We start from the raw sequence: 18,602 nt of genomic DNA, 5'->3' as shown, positions 1-18,602 counted from the left end.
TACTACTTTCAGTATTATATACACTTAATTATCTGTTATGCTATTTATTTAGATAAAGCTATAACAAGCAAAACCATTTCGAAATGCTAGAAACTTATGCTAAAAATAGCAGATTTTATATGCATTGCTTTATGAGCTTTAGTTGCGTCGTTTAATTGCTTATCACATCAGATTTATTTCTAAGTGCGATGTTAAGTATCGCGCGCTAAGATCAATATGCCTCGCAATAAAAAAATATTAAGGAAAAAAGTTGTTCAAAAATTACCGCTTTATTCCTAAGATGGTCATTGCTGCAGTGTTATCACTATATTCGATCAATACGCATGCCATAGCACCGTTTGTTGTGAAGGATATTCGCCTTACAGGACTGCAGCAGATAGAGCCCAATACCGTGCTTGCTTACTTACCAATAAAGCAAGGTGATATGTTCGATGATGAAAAAGGATCGAAGGTCATTCATAAATTATATTCGACTGGTTTTTTCAGTGATGTTAAGGTACTAATGAAGCAAGATATCTTAATAGTCAACGTGCGGGAGCGACCAGTCATTAGCTCAATCGACTTTATCGGTGTCCATGAGTTTAATAAAGAAAACCTAACCGGGGTACTGCAATCGGTCGGCTTATCCAGCGGACGCCAATATGATAAGGCGCAACTTGAAAAAGCTACGCAGGAAGTGAAACGTCAATACCTAACACATGGGTATTACGCATCAGAGGTTAAAACAACGGCGAAGCTAATTAACATTGGCCTCAATCGCGTATCAATCTTATTCTCAATTGTAGAAGGGCCGAGCGCAAAGATTCAACAGATTAATTTCATTGGCAATAAAACATTCTCAACTAGAACATTGTACGACGAAATGAGGTCGTCCACACTCAACTGGTTCTCTTGGTATACAAAAAACGACTTATATTTAAAGGAAAAATTTATCGGTGATTTAGAGAATATTCGCTCATATTATCTAAACAGAGGTTATCTTGAATTTAATATTGACTCGACTCAGGTATCAATCTCGCCGAATAAAAAAGATATATATTTAACAGTAACGCTGTATGAAGGCCAGCCATACAAAATATCTTGCATTAACTTCGCTGGGAACTTCCTTAATAAGGAAGCCGAGCTCTCAAAGCTGATTCAGTTAAAGAGAGGGGACTACTGCTCTGAGGAAAAACTGAGGGCATCGATCACGGCGATTATCGAGAAGCTTGGTGAGTATGGCTATGCTTTCGCTAGTGTACACGCGCAGTCGGATATTGATCGGGAGCATGACACAGTGAAAGTAACTCTTCATGTTGATCCAAGTCATCGTGTCTACGTACGCCGGGTGAATATCATTGGGAATAGCAAAACACGCGATGAGGTAATCCGTCGAGAGATGCGACAGCTTGAAAGTTCGTGGTTTGATATCCGCAGGCTCATGCTATCAAAAGATAGGATCAACCGACTTGGCTATTTCACTGATGTGAATTTAACGACAATTCCAGTAGAGGGCACGAGAGATCAAGTTGATATTGACCTAAAAGTGATTGAGAAACCGACTGGCGCAATTTTACTCAGCGCAGGCCTATCATCTACAAATAAGATTATGTTATCAGGCGCCGTATCACAAGATAACTTCTGCGGCTCTGGCAAAAGCTTATCACTGAGCATTAACACTGCTTCTGCGTATCGCACGCTAGCTTTCACACAGATTGATCCAAGCATCACAATCGATGGAATCAAAAGAATTATCAATATTTACTATCGCACGTCTCAGCCAATATATTACCAGACTGATTCAAGCTTTAAGATCATTACTGCAGGGGGCGACCTCAAGTTCGGCATTCCATTTTCAGAATCTAGCACAATATATTTTGGTGCTGGCGTCGAGCAGAATCGTCTAGGCACTAAATACTCGCTTCCGCAAAGCTATATCGATTACATAAACAGATCTGGTAGAGTCTCAAACAGCGTCCCAATCACTGTGGGTTGGTCAAGTGATACCCGCGATAACATAATAGTACCAAGCTGTGGATATTATGCGCAGGCTAACATAGAATGTGGTTCGCCAATCGGTAAGTCACAGTACTACAAGGCCGATTTACAGATGCAATACTATTACTCATTCACCCGAGGTTTTGTATTGGGCCTAAACTTGCGGGGGGGCTATGGTAATGGACTTAGCGGAAAACCCTACCCAATCTTTAAAAACTATTTTGCTGGCGGTATTGGATCAGTGCGTGGTTATAAGCCAATTTCTCTAGGTCCTCGGGACAAGTTAACAAACGATCCTATTGGTGGATCTAAGATGATCGTAGGTAGTATCGAGTTAATGTTTCCCCTGCCTCAGACTGACTACGATCGCACATTACGCGTGTTCACTTTCCTTGACGGCGGAAATGTATGGGGTACAGGGGGTAATAGTCTCAGCAAGAATAGCTTACGCTACAGCTATGGCTTGGGCTTAGCATGGATCTCACCGATTGGACCGTTGAAACTGGGCCTAGGTTTTCCTCTTATCAAGCATAAGGGCGATCAATACCAGAGGTTCCAGTTCCAGATCGGTACTGCATTCTGATGAATGACTATCTATCAGTGCAAGAAGTAACTTTTCTAACCTTATACTTTTGTCACTATATCGCAATGAACTTACTCGTAATTAACAATGCTAGGCAGGGGGTATCTAGGCAACCCTTTATATTAGTCTACCTAGACTGCGTCTTTCACAAGTGAGCACTGATAAAGTTAGCGACTTTAATCTTAAAAACTTTTTACAAATTACGGCTTGTAACAGATGGAATGGAGTTTAGGGGATATTTAATCAGTTAGATAAAGTCTGCAAGGATCATGGTTTATATCCTTATTTGCATAGCAGTTTGTCTGCATAAAGCTAGGATACGATGATTTGGCAATACGGAGATTAGTCCGCTCAAGTCCTCCTATTAATATGTAGACTAAATACTACATTTATTTGATAAAGGCATAACGAAGTGACTGCAGCATCATCGTGCATATCTATAACATTAACTCAGATGACGAAGCTCTATGGTGGCATAGTAGTTGGTGATGCTAGTGCTATAGTTGTAGGCTGCGCACCGCTAGAGAGCGCAAAGTCCGGACAGATTACTTTTGTTACTCATTCAAAGTATTTGTCATATGTAGGCTTAACGCACGCAACTGCAGTATTAATCAGCCAATCAGATCTAGATAAGCTGCGGTTACAGTATAAGATCACTATCGATTCGCCTGATCGGGCTTTCATCGTGACACAAAACCCGTATGTTTATTTTGCACGCGTTGCGCAACAGTTTTCAGAGGCTGCCGCGCTACCATTACCAGTACGAGGTATTCATCCTAGCGCGGTAGTAGACCCTGCTGCAAAAATAGGATCCAACTCAATTATCGGCCCACACGTCACAATCGAAACAGGTGCAGTGGTAGGCGAGTCTGTGCGTATTGACGCTTATACTTTTATTGGTCACGATTCGGTAATTGGTAATAATTCGCATCTATATCCTAATGTGACCGTGTACCACGGCTGTCAACTCGGCGAGCGCGTAATTGTACATTCAGGCGTAGTGATCGGCGCTGATGGCTTCGGCTTTGCACCGAACTTCGTTAAAAAAGGCGATGAACAGACTGGAGAATGGGTAAAAATACCACAGGTCGGCATAGTAAGAATTAGCTCGGATGTAGAAATCGGAGCGAATACGACAATTGATCGTGGCACGATGACCGATACGGTTATAGAACAGGGGGTAAAAATAGACAACTTAGTACAAATTGGGCATAACTGCCAGATTGGAGCTTACACGGTAGTTGCCGGTTGTACGGGTATCGCTGGCAGTACTACGATTGGTCAACACTGTATGATTGGGGGCGCAGTTGGCATTGCTGACCACCTTACGCTCGCCGACCATATAATCGTGACTGCAAAATCCGGGGTGTCTAAATCTCTGATTAAGCCTGGTGTCTATACCAGTGCTTGGCCTGCTATTCTACACAGGGACTGGAATAAGAGTGTAGCGTTGCTGCGTAATATCAGTAAGCTATCTGCGCGGATTAAAAGAGTAGAGGCTGCGCTTGCAGCAGGCTATGCGTTGCTCGCTAACGCGAGTAAATAGTCATAACATTCATGCAATGCGCGACCTAGTCGTGCTTAGAACGCGATGAGCACTGAGATAATAAATCTAGACATCCACAAGATTCTCAGGATGCTACCGCATCGCTATCCGATTCTTCTTGTTGACCGTGTGCTAGAACTTGAACCGCATAAGCGTATTAAAGCATTAAAGAATGTAACTATTAATGAACCATATTTCACCGGTCATTTTCCAGCGCGGCCCGTCATGCCAGGAGTGCTTATCCTAGAGGCGCTTGCGCAGACCGCTGGTTTACTTACGTTTTCCGATGGACAGCACGATCTAGAAAAAACATTGTATTACTTTGTTGGCATTGATCATGCCCGGTTCAAACGCGTCGTTGAACCGGGCGATCAATTAATTCTACATATTTCATACGAGCGCTGCATGCGCGGTATCTGGAAATTTAAGGGGCGCGCAGAAGTGGATGGGATGGTAGCAGTCAAAGCTGACTTAATGTGTACGGTTCAGCAGATGCGTTTTGCCTTCTGAGTACAGGCGTTTTGTAGCGTAAATGAAGCAAGGGCGCGAGATATGACTCGTATTCATTCCGCTGCGATTATCGAAGCAGGCGCGAGTTTGGACGATACTGTTCAGATAGGTCCCTACTCGGTTATTGGAGCGCATGTGCGCATTGGTGCGTACACAACAGTCGGTTCTCACACAATTATAGAGGGGCATACCACGATCGGAGATAATAATCGTATCGGCCATTTTGCGGCGCTTGGCGGTCCCCCACAAGATATGAAATACGCCGGAGAATCAACGAGGCTTAAGATAGGAAACCGCAATACAATTCGTGAATTCACGACAATTAATACTGGTACTACGCAAGACAACGGCCTTACCTATATTGGGGACGATAATTGGATTATGGCATACGTACATATTGCGCACGATTGCCAGATTGGTAACCACATAGTCTTCTCGAGTAATTCACAGATTGCCGGGCATGTCAATGTTGGTGACTGGGCGATTCTTGGTGGGATGTCTGGAGTTCACCAGTTTGTACGAATCGGGGAACATGCATTTCTCGGTGGCGCATCAGCATTAGTCCAGGACTTGCCCCCATATATGGTTGCAGCAAGTGAAAAAGCACAGCCGCGCGGCGTTAATATTGAGGGGCTGCGCCGTCGCGGCTTTACCGCCGATGCGATCTCTGCGCTGCGGGCTGCGTACCGCACCCTCTATAAAAATAGCTTATCGCTAGACGAAGCGAAAGCACAGTTACATGAGCTGGCTAGGCGGGGTGGTGATGGTGAGGTGCCAGTAACGATATTATTACGTTTCATTGAAACTGCTACGCGTAGCATTATTCGATAATGCATCCATTATGATACATTCGATTCCACTGAAACTGGCAATGGTAGCAGGTGAAGCATCTGGCGATCTCTTAGCGGCATCATTGCTTACTGGGCTCGCTAGTCGTCTACCAATAGATACGGAATACTATGGTATTGGCGGCCCAAGAATGATCTCGCATAGATTTAACGCGCACTGGTCAATAGATAAGTTATCGGTGCGCGGGTATGTTGAGGCATTACGCCATATTGCAGAAATCCTGCATATCCGTAATAAGTTGAAGCGGCAGCTGTTAACTGAACCGCCAAGCGTATTTATCGGAGTTGATGCTCCAGATTTTAATCTTTCTCTTGAAAGAGAACTACGATACGCAGGAATTCCTACAATACACTATGTTTGTCCATCAATCTGGGCATGGCGAGGCAAGCGTATTAAAAAGATTGTTACGGCAGTAGATCACATGCTCTGTATATTTCCGTTTGAAACAGAAATTTTGAATAAGGCTGGAGTTGAGTCTACATATGTGGGACACCCGCTAGCTGATTTAATTCCAATGAAGCCAGACCGCCTAGACGCGCGCCGTAAGAGTGGCTTTCCAGAAGAAAAACCTCTTGTCGCAGTGCTACCGGGAAGCCGATATTCTGAGATCCAGTTAATTGGCCCAACGTTCTTTGCAACGATGGACCTAATGCATAAGCGTGAGCCGTCATTACACTTTGTTGTACCTGCGCCGAATGCGTTTATCCGTTCGATACTACAGCCGCTCGCAGACCGCTACTCGAACTTGCCTCTAACATTGACTGAAGGCAATGCGCAGTTAGTAATGACAGCAGCTGACGTAGTGCTAGTTAAGAGTGGCACTGTGACATTAGAAGCCGCCCTACTAAAAAAGCCGATGGTGATCTCTTACAAAGTTCCGTGGCTAACTAAAAAAGTAATGCTACGACAAAGCTATTTGCCTTACATCGGTTTACCGAATATTCTTGCTGGCCGGTTTGTTGTACCAGAGATTCTGCAGCATTTCGCCACTCCAGAGGCACTCGCTAATGCTACACTACTTCAACTAAATAATGAATCCAACCGACGTACGCTAGTTAATATGTTTACTGAGATACATGAACGATTACGCCGAAACGCAGCAGCACGTGCTTCGGAGGTAATCATTGACATTATTAACGCCAGAATATCAAAAAAGAGGATTCTATAATCGGTATAGTATCTACTATTATTCAGCGTAGACTTGACCCTGATAATTTAGCTAATTGAAGATTAATGGGTAGGGCGCGAACATTAGCTAGTTAATAAGTTAATGCGAGAGTTATATGGAAAATGCATATTTTAGAGTTAACTTATATTGAATATTTAGGGCTCTCTATACACCTGTAGTTAGTATATGCATCATTATCATCAGCATTTATTTATTCGCTAGTATTCCAGCAAAGCTTATCTTATTTAAACCTTTGATTTTTTTTAGATAATTTTCAGAAAATTTAACATGACATTATCGTATGATAACCTATACTTAGGCATATAGTATAAGAAGTACTAACTAAGCTTGTTTTAGCAAAGATGAGAATTCTTAAAATAACTTTATATTATATCTCGAAAATATCTTATATGATAATTTCTTAAACATAGCAGAAGTGCAATACTCATTGCAGCATCTATCTTTTATAAAAAGATGTAATAACCTTATCAAACTTTTTTATTGACATAACTAATACTAGTTAGTAACATGCAACCACCAGGAGAGGTGGATGAGTGGTTTAAGTCGCACGCCTGGAAAGCGTGTATAGGTTCATACCTATCAAGGGTTCGAATCCCTTCCTCTCCACCAAAAAACATATCTAATAAATTTTCTGATTAAATATTACTAGAGCTTTTTAGTAAGAATTAAAAATATAATATTTGCTGTTTTTGTGCAGATATTAATCTAGCACCCATATATTATAAACTTATGTTTTATATTGAGTGTAACTTATGAAAAGCACAATGCTTTTAGCAGCGTCATGCTTTTCAAATTAAAGTAGTTTATTTAGATTGAGATAAAAGTTAGAAGCTATTTTCCTGGCGTCTTTCGATAATATTAATTATATTCACTCTACTACCTTAACACTACATTATTCCCACTCAATTGTTGCTGGTGGCTTACCAGAAATATCATATACAACACGATTAATACCCTGTACTTCATTAATAATGCGGTTCGATGCGCACATAAGCAATTTATGGGGTAAATGTACCCAATGTGCGCTCATAAAATCAAGCGTCTGCACTGCCCGAAGTGCTATGACATAGTCATACGTTCGACGATCACCCATTACTCCTACGCTGCGTACTGGTATAAAAACAGCAAATGCTTGACTAGTCAACTCATACCAAGATTTTCCACTATCCAGATCAATCGTCGTACGTAACGTTTCGGTGAAGATTGCATCTGCTTTGCGTAATAGATCTATAAACTCGCGCTTGACTTCTCCAATAATCCGAACGCCTAGTCCCGGTCCGGGAAATGGGTGTCGATATACAATCGACGGCGGTAAATTAAGCCTAATGCCGAGCGCACGCACCTCATCTTTAAATAACTTACGTAGTGGTTCGAGTAGCTTTAGGTTTAGTGTATCTGGTAATCCACCGACGTTATGGTGGCTTTTAATTGTATGGGCGCCTTTATTATCTTTTCCAGCTGATTCAATCACATCTGGGTAGATTGTGCCTTGAGCGAACCATTGTGTATTCCTCAATTTGAGAGCCTCTCTTTGGAATACATTGATGAATTCCGAGCCAATAATCTTTCGCTTATGTTCCGGGTCAGTGATACCAGTTAGTTTGCGAATAAATAAATCACTAGCGTCGACGTGAATTACGTTTAGCCCGAGATGCTCACTGAATGTTTTTATAACTTGATCAGTCTCGTTAAGCCGTAGCAAACCATGATCTACGAATACGCAGGTTAATTGGTCGCCGATTGCACGGTGCAGCAGTACTGCCGCAACTGATGAATCAACGCCACCAGACAATCCAAGAATCACTTGCTCATTACCAACCTGGGCTCGGATCTGCTCTACTGCCTTGGCGATATAGTGTTGCCCCATTTCCCAATCCGGTTTTGCTCCGCATAACTCGAGCACGAACCGGTTGAGTATATCTCGCCCTTTAGTCGTATGCGTGACTTCCGGATGCCACTGCAACCCATAAAACTGGCGATCCTCATCGGCTATCGCTGCGATCAAGCATGACTCGCTTGATGCTATGAGCTTAAAGCCAGGTGGTATCACAACTACCTTATCACCATGGCTCATCCATACCTTCTGTATACTTCGACCTTGCGGCGTCCTAAAATCTTCTAGCCCCTCTAGTAGCTTCGTATGGTCGCACACATATGCCTCCGCATATCCAAACTCACGCACATGACAGCGTTCAACTTTGCCGCCAAGCTGCATAGCCATTGCCTGCATACCGTAACAAATGCCCAGTACTGGTACACCTAGATGGAAAACAGCTTGAGGCACAAGTGGCATATCTACGTTAGTAACTGAACTTGGCCCACCGGACAAGATCACGCCATTTGCTTTAAAGTCGCGCACAAATTTATCATCTACATCGTAAGGATAAACCTCGGCGTATACATGCGCTTCGCGCACACGGCGGGCAATTAATTGTGTACACTGAGAACCAAAGTCGAGAATCAGGATCTTGTCATGCATGGTAACAGGTAAATCTCAGTAGAATAAAGCCAGATTTTTAGTAATCTATATAGTAGATGTCACATAATGCTTGTTAGCATTACTAGAAGCCGGACACAATGGAGGTTTCAGACAGTGATGAGCGTGTAAACAGTAAAAAATTATATAAGTACATATAATAGCTATTCGAAATAAGACTTTTTATAAGTCACTGTTAATCAACATGATAGTTCGGTGCCTCCTTTGTAATTTGAACGTGATGTACGTGAGATTCTCGAACGCCAGCTGCCGTAATCTCTACGAACTCAGCTTTCTCATGTAACTCTTGAATAGTTCGACAACCACAATAGCCCATGCTTGCGCGTACCCCACCGATTAATTGGAATAGAATCGCACTCACACTGCCCTTGTATGCGACCCGGCCTTCAATCCCCTCTGGTACTAATTTATCAATATTAGTTAAATTGCTTTCCTGAAAGTAGCGGTCTGCAGCGCCATCTTTCATAGCACCAACTGACCCCATACCTCGATACAATTTGTATTGTCGTCCCTGGAACAGAAATACGTCACCGGGTGATTCTTCAGTACCAGCTAGCATACTGCCCATCATTACGGCGTCAGCACCCGCTGCTAATACCTTTGATACATCTCCGGAGTAACGTACGCCACCATCGGCAATCACAGGCACGCCACTGCCACGCAGTGCATCGGCGACGTTTGCGATTGCGGTAATCTGCGGCACGCCGACACCTGAAATAATCCGTGTTGTGCAGATTGAACCTGGACCAATGCCAACTTTTACAGCATCGGCACCGTGCTCGATCAAGGCTTTAGCTGCTGCGTCAGTTGCAATATTACCGCCGATTACATCGATATGAGGAAAATTCTTTTTAACCCATCGCACCTGCTCTAGGACGCCCTGGCTATGCCCATGAGCGGTGTCAACGACGATCACGTCTACACCTGCTGCCACCAGTGCTTCGACACGCTCCACATTTTTTAGACCAACACTAACAGCCGCGCCAACCCTCAATTTTCCCTGCTCATCCTTGCAGGCATCTGGGTGTTCTGTTGCTTTTGTGATGTCTTTGACTGTTATTAATCCGCGCAGCTCAAACGCCTTATTAACAACTAGGACACGCTCCAGGCGATGGCGGTGCATGAGCGCTTTAGCTTGCGCGAGCGCTGTTCCTTCTATTACGGTAACTAGCCTCTCACGCGGAGTCATGATTATCCGAACTGACTCATCTAGTCTCTCCTCAAATCGTAGATCACGGTTTGTCACAATCCCAATGAGTTTGGTGCCATCAACGACTGGAAAGCCAGAAATGCCGTGCTGCTGTGACAACGTAATTACGTTATGTACCTTCATATCGGGTGGTACAGTAATTGGATCACGTAATACGCCGGATTCAAAGCGCTTAACTTTTGCTACTTCACGCGCCTGATCGGCTGGCGTTAAATTCTTGTGAACAATTCCTATCCCCCCCTGCTGTGCCATAGCAATCGCTAGCCGCCCTTCTGATACTGTGTCCATTGCCGCCGAAATTAGAGGTATATTCAGCGAGATATTTCGAGTCAGGCTAGTTTTAAGGGTAGTGTCGCGTGGCAGTACACTCGAGTACGCCGGCACAAGGAGTACGTCATCGAATGTGAGTGCTTTTTGAATCAAACGCATGAAAAATCCTATAGATGCAAAAGCGGATTATACCGATAGTTTCCTGTATCCCCCCCGGAAAGCACGGCTAGTTACGAGAGATCAGCTATCATTTTTAAGCTAACTTTAACGCTGACATTATGCTAGCAATCAATCTTCCGATTCATCACCAGGCCAGAGTAGTGCGTGCCTGTAACTGGTTTATCTAGCTCTGCTTAATTCTGGTCGACGCCTAAAGGGCGTAGCAGTCTCGAGCATTATTAAAAATCATAGATAGTTGCGCGATCATAGCTAAGTATGGATTAATTATTATTAATAGCCTGGTATTGTATGTAATAAAAAATAGATGTTTTAAATTACTTTTTATTAGCGCATAGTATTTTTTAGTAGTTGTGCCTTTTCTCTGGCCCAGTCTCGTTTTTTTTCAGTTTCACGCTTATCATGAAGCTTCTTACCCCGAGCTAAACCAATCTCGCACTTCACTCGCGCATTTTTATAGTGGAAATTGAGTGGAACTAGCGTGTATCCTCGCTGCTCAACCTTGCCTATTAATTTACGAATTTCATTAGTCTTGAGGAGCAACTTTCGAGTCCGTGTAGGATCTGCATGTAAGTGAGTCGAAGTGGTATGTAACGGATTAATATGTGTGCCGATAAGAAATAATTCGCTATTTCGTATGACAACATAACCCCCTTTGAGGTGACCGCGACGCGCCCGTAATGCCTTAACTTCCCAACCCTCAAGCACAAGCCCCGCCTCATAGCGTTCTTCTATAAAATAATCGAAAAATGTTTTTTTGTTGTCGATAATGCTCATAAATAGGTTTAACTAATTTAGATGAAATTATAATTTCAGCAAAGCAACCTAGCACTGGACTTTGAGTTACGCTTATCATCTGCTTTTGCAGTGTATCAAAATGCTAATAGCGCACTAGCCTCCCCTTAATTCCTTGTTATGGCAGAAGTCCAAAAAACCGTTTGTATTCATTATTCACCCGAACTCATGTTTGAACTTGTCACTGATATTGACGACTATCCAAACTTTTTACCTTGGTGTAGCAGTGTTGAGATCAAAAAACAGGATGAGACAAGTGTGGAAGCGCGGATTAATATTCGTTTTAAGGGTATTCAGCAGAATTTCACTACATATAATAGGCAAAAACGTCCAGAACGGATCGATATAGAGTTTAAAGAGGGACCTTTTAAACGGTTTACTGGCTATTGGAATTTTATACAGCTAAAGGATAATGCATGTAAGGTTGAGTTTGCATTACGATATATGTTTTCCAATATTATTTTGGAGAAATTAATCGGACCGATATTTCATCATATCGCCAATACATTTGTCGAGTCGTTCGTTAGACGCGCAGAGGAAAGATATGGAAAGCGTTAATTTAGAATCGACCAGCTACAAAGCTGGGGCTATACTTAACATACAAGTTTGTTACGCACTTCCCAATGTCCAAACGCTTGTTTATCTACAACTGCCGGTCGGCACAGTGCTATACGATGCTATACTAGCTAGTAAGATATCTTCGATACACCCACAAATCCATTTAGCTCAGCAGCGTGTTGGTGTATTCGGACAAGCACGCTCACTATATTCGGTGCTCGAAAATGGTGACCGCGTTGAGATCTATCGGCCATTGATAGTCGATCCGAAACTTGCGCGCTCGCTAGTAGTGCAAAAACGGCGAACGAAGCGTGTGATATTTTACCGATCACTGTAGCCCCACATCCGAAACCAGTGTGTATGGTACATCTATAAGTAAATAGCGCGCCACTAATCTGGTTTTTGCCTACTTAATTGTATCGAACCTCAGTCCTACCCTCTTAGGGTAGCAGCCGTTTTTATAAGGCCCAGATTTAGAATAAGTTAAAATATGATGAACTAAAATCAAGTACTATGTCTTTATTTGCACTACTTCTTCTTAATAAGAACTACTGTTATATAGCTCAATATTATTTTTTGAGTGCTTTTATATGCATCAGAGCTGCTTTAAAAAAGAATCTACTATTATTAATAGTACGTAATTTATTACTTTGCTAAAACTTATCCCCAAAAAAACACTATTAATTTTTAATACCCAGATCTAATAAGTAGCCGCTTTATATAGTAGCGATATAAACTATTAACATTAGTATTAATTTTTATTTGGTATTAAAAGTTATTTCTATTTTTATATACGTATTTATTGTATATATACATATATAAATAGCTTAAGAAGCATCGAATTAGTTTTATATAGTGTACTTAAATAAAACTGGAATAAAGCGATATTTTAAATATCGCTTTATTCTTATCAGCTAGCTAGTTAAATGGTTAAAACAAAATTTTTGCTTTGCATATGTAATTTATGTTCTTTGTTCGAATATATTTAAACAAAGAACACATACTTATAGTGGCTTAATGTTTGCGGCTTGCAATCCTTTAGGGCCGCGCTTAACTTGATAGCTGACACGCTGGTTCTCAACTAGCGTCTTAAATCCTTCTTCGGTGATTTCGGAAAAATGTGCGAAGAGATCCTCACCACCTGAATCTGGTGTGATGAAACCAAAACCTTTGCTGTCGTTGAACCACTTAACTATACCAGTATCCATAAACAAATCCGTCAAAAAAATATTTTCCGCTTAGTGCGGTAGTAGAGAAGCAATCAAGAGGGAGAGGACAACAAGCGTACTGCGTGGGTCGCGGACAGATGATGAACAGCAATCAGGCATCTTGAAAACTCCATTTCCTTACTATAAGCGATATAGCGAATAAGGTCAAATGTTTTTGTTTATAATTTCGATTAACGTAAACTATTCTAGCAATAGAGACAAGCAGAATAACAAGGATGCTAGCTTTTCCTAAACAGCACTAGAAAAATACTAGCTAGTGCTAATCTGATATTTTTTAAGAAATAGTAAATCTAAATTTTTTAGCAATTATGTCAACATAATATTATTAATCAAATATAAACGCTAGCAAATAGTTTTTTAGTTATCCGTAAAATTATATATTTTAATAAAGACGCTTTAAAAAAGCATATAGCCTAATATATAGCTGTATCAGAATGTTTTCTGGTATGGCCAAGCGCGTTTATATTTTATGTTAATAACTCCCAAGACCTTAATAAGAGAGTACGTTTACTACCATAGTTTGACAGGATTAGTTAAAACTTTTTATTTATAAAGAAGATATAACGGCTTTCATGCATTTATTAGCACATCTAATAAATCAAGGGAAAGTTACGTTATTTTATAAAGACTTAATAATGTTTTATAAGCTAATATAAAAAAGCATCTAAATTTATATGTGGTGAAACGTTAGGTATTCATAATTCGATAATGATAAATTATCATACGCACACATTCTTAGATTACAACATTATTATTTATTAATAAACTAGGAGTTATTAAATTAGAATTGTTACTCTACTTGATAAAATAGCTTTTCGCTTTTAATCAAGTATCCCGCCACTACAAATGATCGCATAGCTAGTTAAGAACTATAAAAATATTTAAAATATAAAAAGTTATACTAGCTAAAATCTACTGCATGATGATATATAGCAATATAGAGCCCGTGGGATAGAACTATGTTGACAAACACCCTTAAATAATTTAAGGGTGTATTTATTTAAGATGGTTACATGCAGATAAAAAATTTTAACCTTAAACAGTTTTTTGATATACAAACGAATCGTACTGATTAAGTTTACACGTGTATAATTAATCTAGAGATAGCAAGCAATTTATCTCTATTTAGATAGCAGTATCGGTATTTATTATGTAAGATCTGCTACCATTAATCGTCTCTAATTATTATTTATACTAAATAGCATGTTTACTTAATGACTCACCTTTAGCTTTTAATCTATATGTCAATACAGATTTTGTATTTCTGTCCTCCTTAATAATTATCGTATTATATTTGTATTGCAAAATTCATTAATATTCGAAAAAGTCCCTGAATAAATCTATAACATAATTGTTTTTTATAATGAAGCCCGAACATGCTATGCCTCTTGGAGGAAGATCTTATTCACTGAGAAGCATAGCAAGAGTCTATATATATAATATCTAGAGCTACTATGTTGTCTATTGACCGTATTATTCGAGCTTGGCTTTTTGTTGGGTATTAGTACAGCTACATATCTAAAAATTCGGGAACCGCATGTAAGTGAAGTATTATTAGAAATTATTGCTGTGACTTAGCAACCCATTGAATAGGGGATGACTCCTGGCCTGTAGCACCTAACCTGTTAATCAGTTCACGGTCTATATTTGGAGCGGGATTAGATGCAGTCAACAATTTTTCACCGATGAACACCGAACCAGCGCCAGCGAATAGGCATAGTGCCTGAAGTTCATCACTCATATGCTCGCGCCCTGCTGAAAGCCGTATTACAGATATAGGCATTATAATTCGAGCCACTGATATCGTACGAACGAACTCCAATACATCTACATCGCGCTCATGTGCTAGACGCGCACCCTCGACCCGAATTAAGGAATTAACTGGTACAGATTCTGGGTGTTCTGGCAAATTAGCTAATGTTTGCAACATGCCGACCCGATCTTCTCGAGATTCCCCCATACCGACGATACCACCACAGCAAACTTTTAGGCCTGCATTACGCACGTGCTCAAGCGTATCAAGCCGCTCCTGTAAAGTCCGAGTTGTAGTTAAAGATGGATAGTACTCGGGGCTAGTATCTATATTATGATTGTAATAATCTAAGCCTGAATTAGCCAGGCGCTGTGCTTGTGTAGCGGTTAACATACCAAGTGTTACACAGGTCTCTAGACCAAGCGCTTTTACGCCTTCCACCATTGTGCAAACGCGATCTAGGTCGCGCTCTCGCGGACTGCGCCATGCAGCGCCCATGCAAAAGCGCTGTACGCCAGTAGCTTTTGCCTGGGCAGCAGCTTGTAGCACAGCATCAACGCTCATCAATGCACTTGCTTTAAGATCGGTCTCAGCATGGACTGATTGGCTGCAGTAGCCGCAGTCTTCTGGACATCCACCTGTCTTGATAGCTAATAATTGTGAAATTTGTAATCCACGACCGGCATGGTAGCGGCGCTGTATGCTATGTGCGCGATATAGCAGGTCATCAAATGGCAAATCGAACAGCAGAGCAATTTGCTCGCGAGTCCAGTCATGCCGGACCGGCGCTGTGTCGTCGCCAGACGGACTGGAGGAATAAGCCGACAATTCTATTGTCCCAATCGACATATTAGATACTCCTATTCGGATGTGAGGGGAGGCGTAAACGGTCTAACAGCTACGATAATGGACGGGCCCCGCTGGCTAACAGAGGCCGAGGTGGAATCGACTACATAGCTTATTTATAGCTAATTTATTGACTTCCAAAGTCAGACCTAAATATTTTTTTCATTATAACAGAAATATTATTCGCCTATCTACTCTTGAAAAGAGAGAATGCGCAGATAGCATACTTGCTTACCCAAGAATCTTGGGGGGCTTTATTCTTATAAGGCTGAGTAACAAGATATTTAAATTTATGCACAAAAAATTGCAGAATAAAATTCTGGTTTACATACATTTTACTATCCCAGTACTGGCCCATAATATGCCAGAACAAATCTATATAAGCTTTATATACAACTTAGGTATATTACTTAAATATTAATTTATCACATTAGACAAGCTCGCACTTAATGTCTAGCTAGCTATATATCAAAATCGCGAAAGCGAGCATCATATTTTATTGAAATACTAATTTATATAAGTTATCTAACTCGTTATAAAAAGAAATTACTAAAGACATAAAAAACCTAAATTGGAAAGCGCTGGTATAACGCACTTTAGGTGATTTAGTATGTTAGTTAAAAAGTAACCAGCGAAATAGTGGTATTTATATACGCATAAGCTAATAACTAGATAGTGCGCTCAGTAATCTTAAGATGCTGGCTAGCGGGGTATAAGCGTAGCGGTTATTATCACGATGATTTTCTATAACCACCGACCCCCGACTCTCTGCACCAGCACTCAGTTAGAGTAACCAGCAATGATGATCACTAGTAGCTATAGTTATTTACAGAAATGTTATTTAAAGAATTTAGCTGCGCACACTAATAAAAATTCTAGTAGGAAATATAGTATTGCATAATAAATATTATTCTCTTTAAATATTCATAATGACTAGTAATAAGTGTAATTCAGAATTACAGCATACATAGCATTTTTATATATGTCATTTACGATATTGTACGTGTATTAAGATAATAATTGCCTAGTTAGTACCTATATGTAGGCAAAAAGGTTGAGCCTTACGTTTAGAAAACTAAATTTTACTCTATGTCAATAAGTTATTCCTGCGATAAAAATATATTCGCCTGAGATATTTAGCTTAGAGTTTTTTCATATTTCAAATAATATATACCGCTAAGATTCAGGAATCTTGTTACAACTTCACATTATAGTGCTGACTATAAACACTATGATTAATAATCAAGCTAACAGGCGTGCTACACTATATTTTTAAAGATTTTTTAAAAATTAATCCATCTAATTTAGATAGACCTTCCAAGTCGGATTTATTGTCCTATTAGAGACAATATCAAAATATAACCACATTATAGATTAGCAGTTTTTTCTGTATTAGCTGAGTCTATTATTGCTGCATACAGCCTTAGTTCCTGATAAAACTTATTGCAACTATTTTTTTTAATTAGTTTATTGCTAGCTTATTTTTAAATAAGGTGCATATGCCTAACGGCATAGCTTTCTCGGCGGAATGTAAGAATTTTTTCTTGTTACTTTTGGCTAATCTAGTTTTTTAGACCTTTTGTAGGAGAGGAGGTAGCGGGCAATGAGTCTTATCAGACCAATAATAACGCCGGGTCTTGAGGCTGGGCACTCCTTATGACCTTTATACTCAAAATTCCGTTGCTTAACTTATTAGCTCCGCTAGTTAATAGATCGTATAACTAGACCCTGACAAACGATAGGATCCATCAGAAAATCGAGCTAACTTTTTATAAATAAAAAATATCCTTGATCTAACCCATCTGTATTTAAAATAAAATTTTAAACACTTGAGTTGCAAAACAACCTAAAAAAATTATCTGACGTCACTGATCCAAGTTGTGCAGCGTCTATATTACGCAATAACGCAATAAAATGTCCAATATGGCTAACGTATGCAGGTTCATTTAGCCTACCACGGTAAGGTTCGGGTGTAAGATAGGGTGAATCTGTTTCAATTAATAAGCGTTCTAGCGGTACTTTTCGAGCAACCTCCTGAATTTGTATAGCGTTTTTAAACGTTACAATACCTGATATTGAAATAAAAAAATTTTGCTCTAGCGCTATCTTTGCAACATCCCATGTTTCTGTAAAACAGTGAATCACGCCGCCGACTGTATCAGCGCCTTCTTCCCGCATAATTTGCAGCGTCTCTTGTGCTGCAGAGCGTGTGTGGATAATTAATGGCTTTCCGGAAGCAACTGCGGCCTGGATATGCGTGCGAAACCGCTTCCTCTGCCATGCTAGAGAGTCTAGCGTGCGTCCTTGAAGCGAGTGGTAATCTAGCCCGGTTTCGCCGATCGCAATAACCTTCGCGTCTTGTGCTAGAGAGACTAATTCAGCGACATCCGGGTCACGAGCAAGCTCGCGACCCGGATGTACGCCCACTGACGCGAAGATATGTGGATGCGCATGAGCAATTGCTAAAATAGATGGGAATGTCTCGAGATCAACGCTAGCGCATAACGCATGAGTCACCGCATTGGCACGCATCTGTTGAAGCACGCTTGGCAGGCGCTTGATCATGCAGTGAGAATTAATATGGCAATGTGAATCAATAAACAATAGATACCT

At 40.7% G+C, this 18,602-nt stretch carries 13 protein-coding genes and 1 tRNA gene; 8 read left to right on the top strand and 6 right to left on the bottom strand.

The annotated features are described in order from the left end of the window. Window positions 1-250 precede the first annotated feature (250 nt). The 6 genes from bamA to KW136_RS02890 all read left to right on the top strand — a co-directional run bounded on the left by bamA (window position 251) and on the right by KW136_RS02890 (window position 7,263). Window positions 251-2,560 carry an outer membrane protein assembly factor BamA gene (gene bamA, locus KW136_RS02915; RefSeq protein ID WP_216797022.1) on the top strand — a complete coding sequence of 770 codons (2,310 nt, stop codon included), beginning with the start codon at window positions 251-253 and terminating at the stop codon, window positions 2,558-2,560. 433 nt (window positions 2,561-2,993) lie between these two features. Beyond that, entirely contained in the window at window positions 2,994-4,106 is a 1,113-nt protein-coding gene (gene lpxD / locus KW136_RS02910; RefSeq protein ID WP_216797458.1) for a UDP-3-O-(3-hydroxymyristoyl)glucosamine N-acyltransferase, read from the top strand. 45 nt (window positions 4,107-4,151) lie between these two features. Further along, entirely contained in the window at window positions 4,152-4,616 is a 465-nt protein-coding gene (fabZ, locus tag KW136_RS02905; RefSeq protein ID WP_216797020.1) for a 3-hydroxyacyl-ACP dehydratase FabZ, read from the top strand. A 42-nt stretch (window positions 4,617-4,658) separates the two neighbouring features. After that, complete coding sequence (gene lpxA, locus KW136_RS02900; RefSeq protein ID WP_216797018.1) at window positions 4,659-5,447, top strand: acyl-ACP--UDP-N-acetylglucosamine O-acyltransferase; 789 nt, start codon at window positions 4,659-4,661, stop codon at window positions 5,445-5,447. Between the two features lie 7 nt (window positions 5,448-5,454). Continuing rightward, on the top strand, window positions 5,455-6,633 hold the full coding sequence (gene lpxB, locus KW136_RS02895; protein WP_420885635.1) for a lipid-A-disaccharide synthase: 1,179 nt from the start codon (window positions 5,455-5,457) through the stop codon (window positions 6,631-6,633). A 540-nt stretch (window positions 6,634-7,173) separates the two neighbouring features. Continuing rightward, window positions 7,174-7,263: transfer RNA gene (locus tag KW136_RS02890), tRNA-Ser, on the top strand. Window positions 7,264-7,546: 283 nt separating this feature from the next. Here KW136_RS02890 and guaA read toward each other — a convergent pair. The 3 genes from guaA to smpB all read right to left on the bottom strand — a co-directional run bounded on the left by guaA (window position 7,547) and on the right by smpB (window position 11,585). Then, on the bottom strand, window positions 7,547-9,133 hold the full coding sequence (gene guaA / locus KW136_RS02885; protein ID WP_216797016.1) for a glutamine-hydrolyzing GMP synthase: 1,587 nt from the start codon (window positions 9,131-9,133) through the stop codon (window positions 7,547-7,549). A gap of 193 nt (window positions 9,134-9,326) precedes the next feature. Then, window positions 9,327-10,790 (bottom strand): IMP dehydrogenase, encoded by a 1,464-nt coding sequence (guaB, locus tag KW136_RS02880; RefSeq protein WP_216797015.1) that lies wholly within the window; start codon window positions 10,788-10,790, stop codon window positions 9,327-9,329. Between the two features lie 345 nt (window positions 10,791-11,135). Continuing rightward, window positions 11,136-11,585 (bottom strand): SsrA-binding protein SmpB, encoded by a 450-nt coding sequence (gene smpB, locus KW136_RS02875; RefSeq protein ID WP_216797013.1) that lies wholly within the window; start codon window positions 11,583-11,585, stop codon window positions 11,136-11,138. Window positions 11,586-11,723: 138 nt separating this feature from the next. On the opposite strand from smpB, the gene KW136_RS02870 reads away from it, so the two are divergent. Both KW136_RS02870 and KW136_RS02865 read left to right on the top strand, forming a co-directional pair. Further along, the gene (locus KW136_RS02870; protein ID WP_216797011.1) at window positions 11,724-12,161 is read left to right on the top strand and encodes a type II toxin-antitoxin system RatA family toxin; all 438 of its coding nucleotides are present in this window, start codon (window positions 11,724-11,726) and stop codon (window positions 12,159-12,161) included. A 31-nt stretch (window positions 12,162-12,192) separates the two neighbouring features. Beyond that, on the top strand, window positions 12,193-12,498 hold the full coding sequence (locus KW136_RS02865; protein WP_216797455.1) for an RnfH family protein: 306 nt from the start codon (window positions 12,193-12,195) through the stop codon (window positions 12,496-12,498). Window positions 12,499-13,165: 667 nt separating this feature from the next. Here KW136_RS02865 and KW136_RS02860 read toward each other — a convergent pair. The 3 genes from KW136_RS02860 to KW136_RS02850 form a co-directional block, all read right to left on the bottom strand. Beyond that, on the bottom strand, window positions 13,166-13,369 hold the full coding sequence (locus tag KW136_RS02860) for a cold-shock protein (RefSeq protein WP_216797009.1): 204 nt from the start codon (window positions 13,367-13,369) through the stop codon (window positions 13,166-13,168). A gap of 1,582 nt (window positions 13,370-14,951) precedes the next feature. Next, a complete protein-coding gene (bioB, locus tag KW136_RS02855; protein WP_216797007.1) occupies window positions 14,952-15,992 on the bottom strand; it encodes a biotin synthase BioB in 1,041 nt (346 codons plus the stop codon). 1,818 nt (window positions 15,993-17,810) lie between these two features. Then, window positions 17,811-18,593: a TatD family hydrolase gene (locus KW136_RS02850; RefSeq protein WP_216797006.1), complete on the bottom strand. Its 783-nt coding sequence runs from the start codon at window positions 18,591-18,593 to the stop codon at window positions 17,811-17,813. Window positions 18,594-18,602: the final 9 nt, after the last annotated feature.

Origin of the sequence: Candidatus Vallotiella hemipterorum (assembly GCF_910593725.1) — a bacterium.
Taxonomy (GTDB): domain Bacteria; phylum Pseudomonadota; class Gammaproteobacteria; order Burkholderiales; family Burkholderiaceae; genus Mycetohabitans; species Mycetohabitans hemipterorum.
The sequence above is the reverse complement of the archived record's forward strand: the minus strand, read 5'-3'. Positions and strand labels throughout refer to the sequence as shown.

Bases quoted from the DNA above. Each gene is read 5' to 3' on its own strand.
- KW136_RS02870 (WP_216797011.1), top strand. From the start codon at position 11,724: ATGGCAGAAGTCCAAAAAACCGTTTGTATTCATTATTCACCCGAACTC.
- fabZ (WP_216797020.1), top strand. From the start codon at position 4,152: ATGAGCACTGAGATAATAAATCTAGACATCCACAAGATTCTCAGGATG.
- guaB (WP_216797015.1), bottom strand. From the start codon at position 10,790: ATGCGTTTGATTCAAAAAGCACTCACATTCGATGACGTACTCCTTGTG.
- bioB (WP_216797007.1), bottom strand. From the start codon at position 15,992: ATGTCGATTGGGACAATAGAATTGTCGGCTTATTCCTCCAGTCCGTCT.
- lpxA (WP_216797018.1), top strand. From the start codon at position 4,659: ATGACTCGTATTCATTCCGCTGCGATTATCGAAGCAGGCGCGAGTTTG.
- KW136_RS02860 (WP_216797009.1), bottom strand. From the start codon at position 13,369: ATGGATACTGGTATAGTTAAGTGGTTCAACGACAGCAAAGGTTTTGGT.
- smpB (WP_216797013.1), bottom strand. From the start codon at position 11,585: ATGAGCATTATCGACAACAAAAAAACATTTTTCGATTATTTTATAGAA.
- guaA (WP_216797016.1), bottom strand. From the start codon at position 9,133: ATGCATGACAAGATCCTGATTCTCGACTTTGGTTCTCAGTGTACACAA.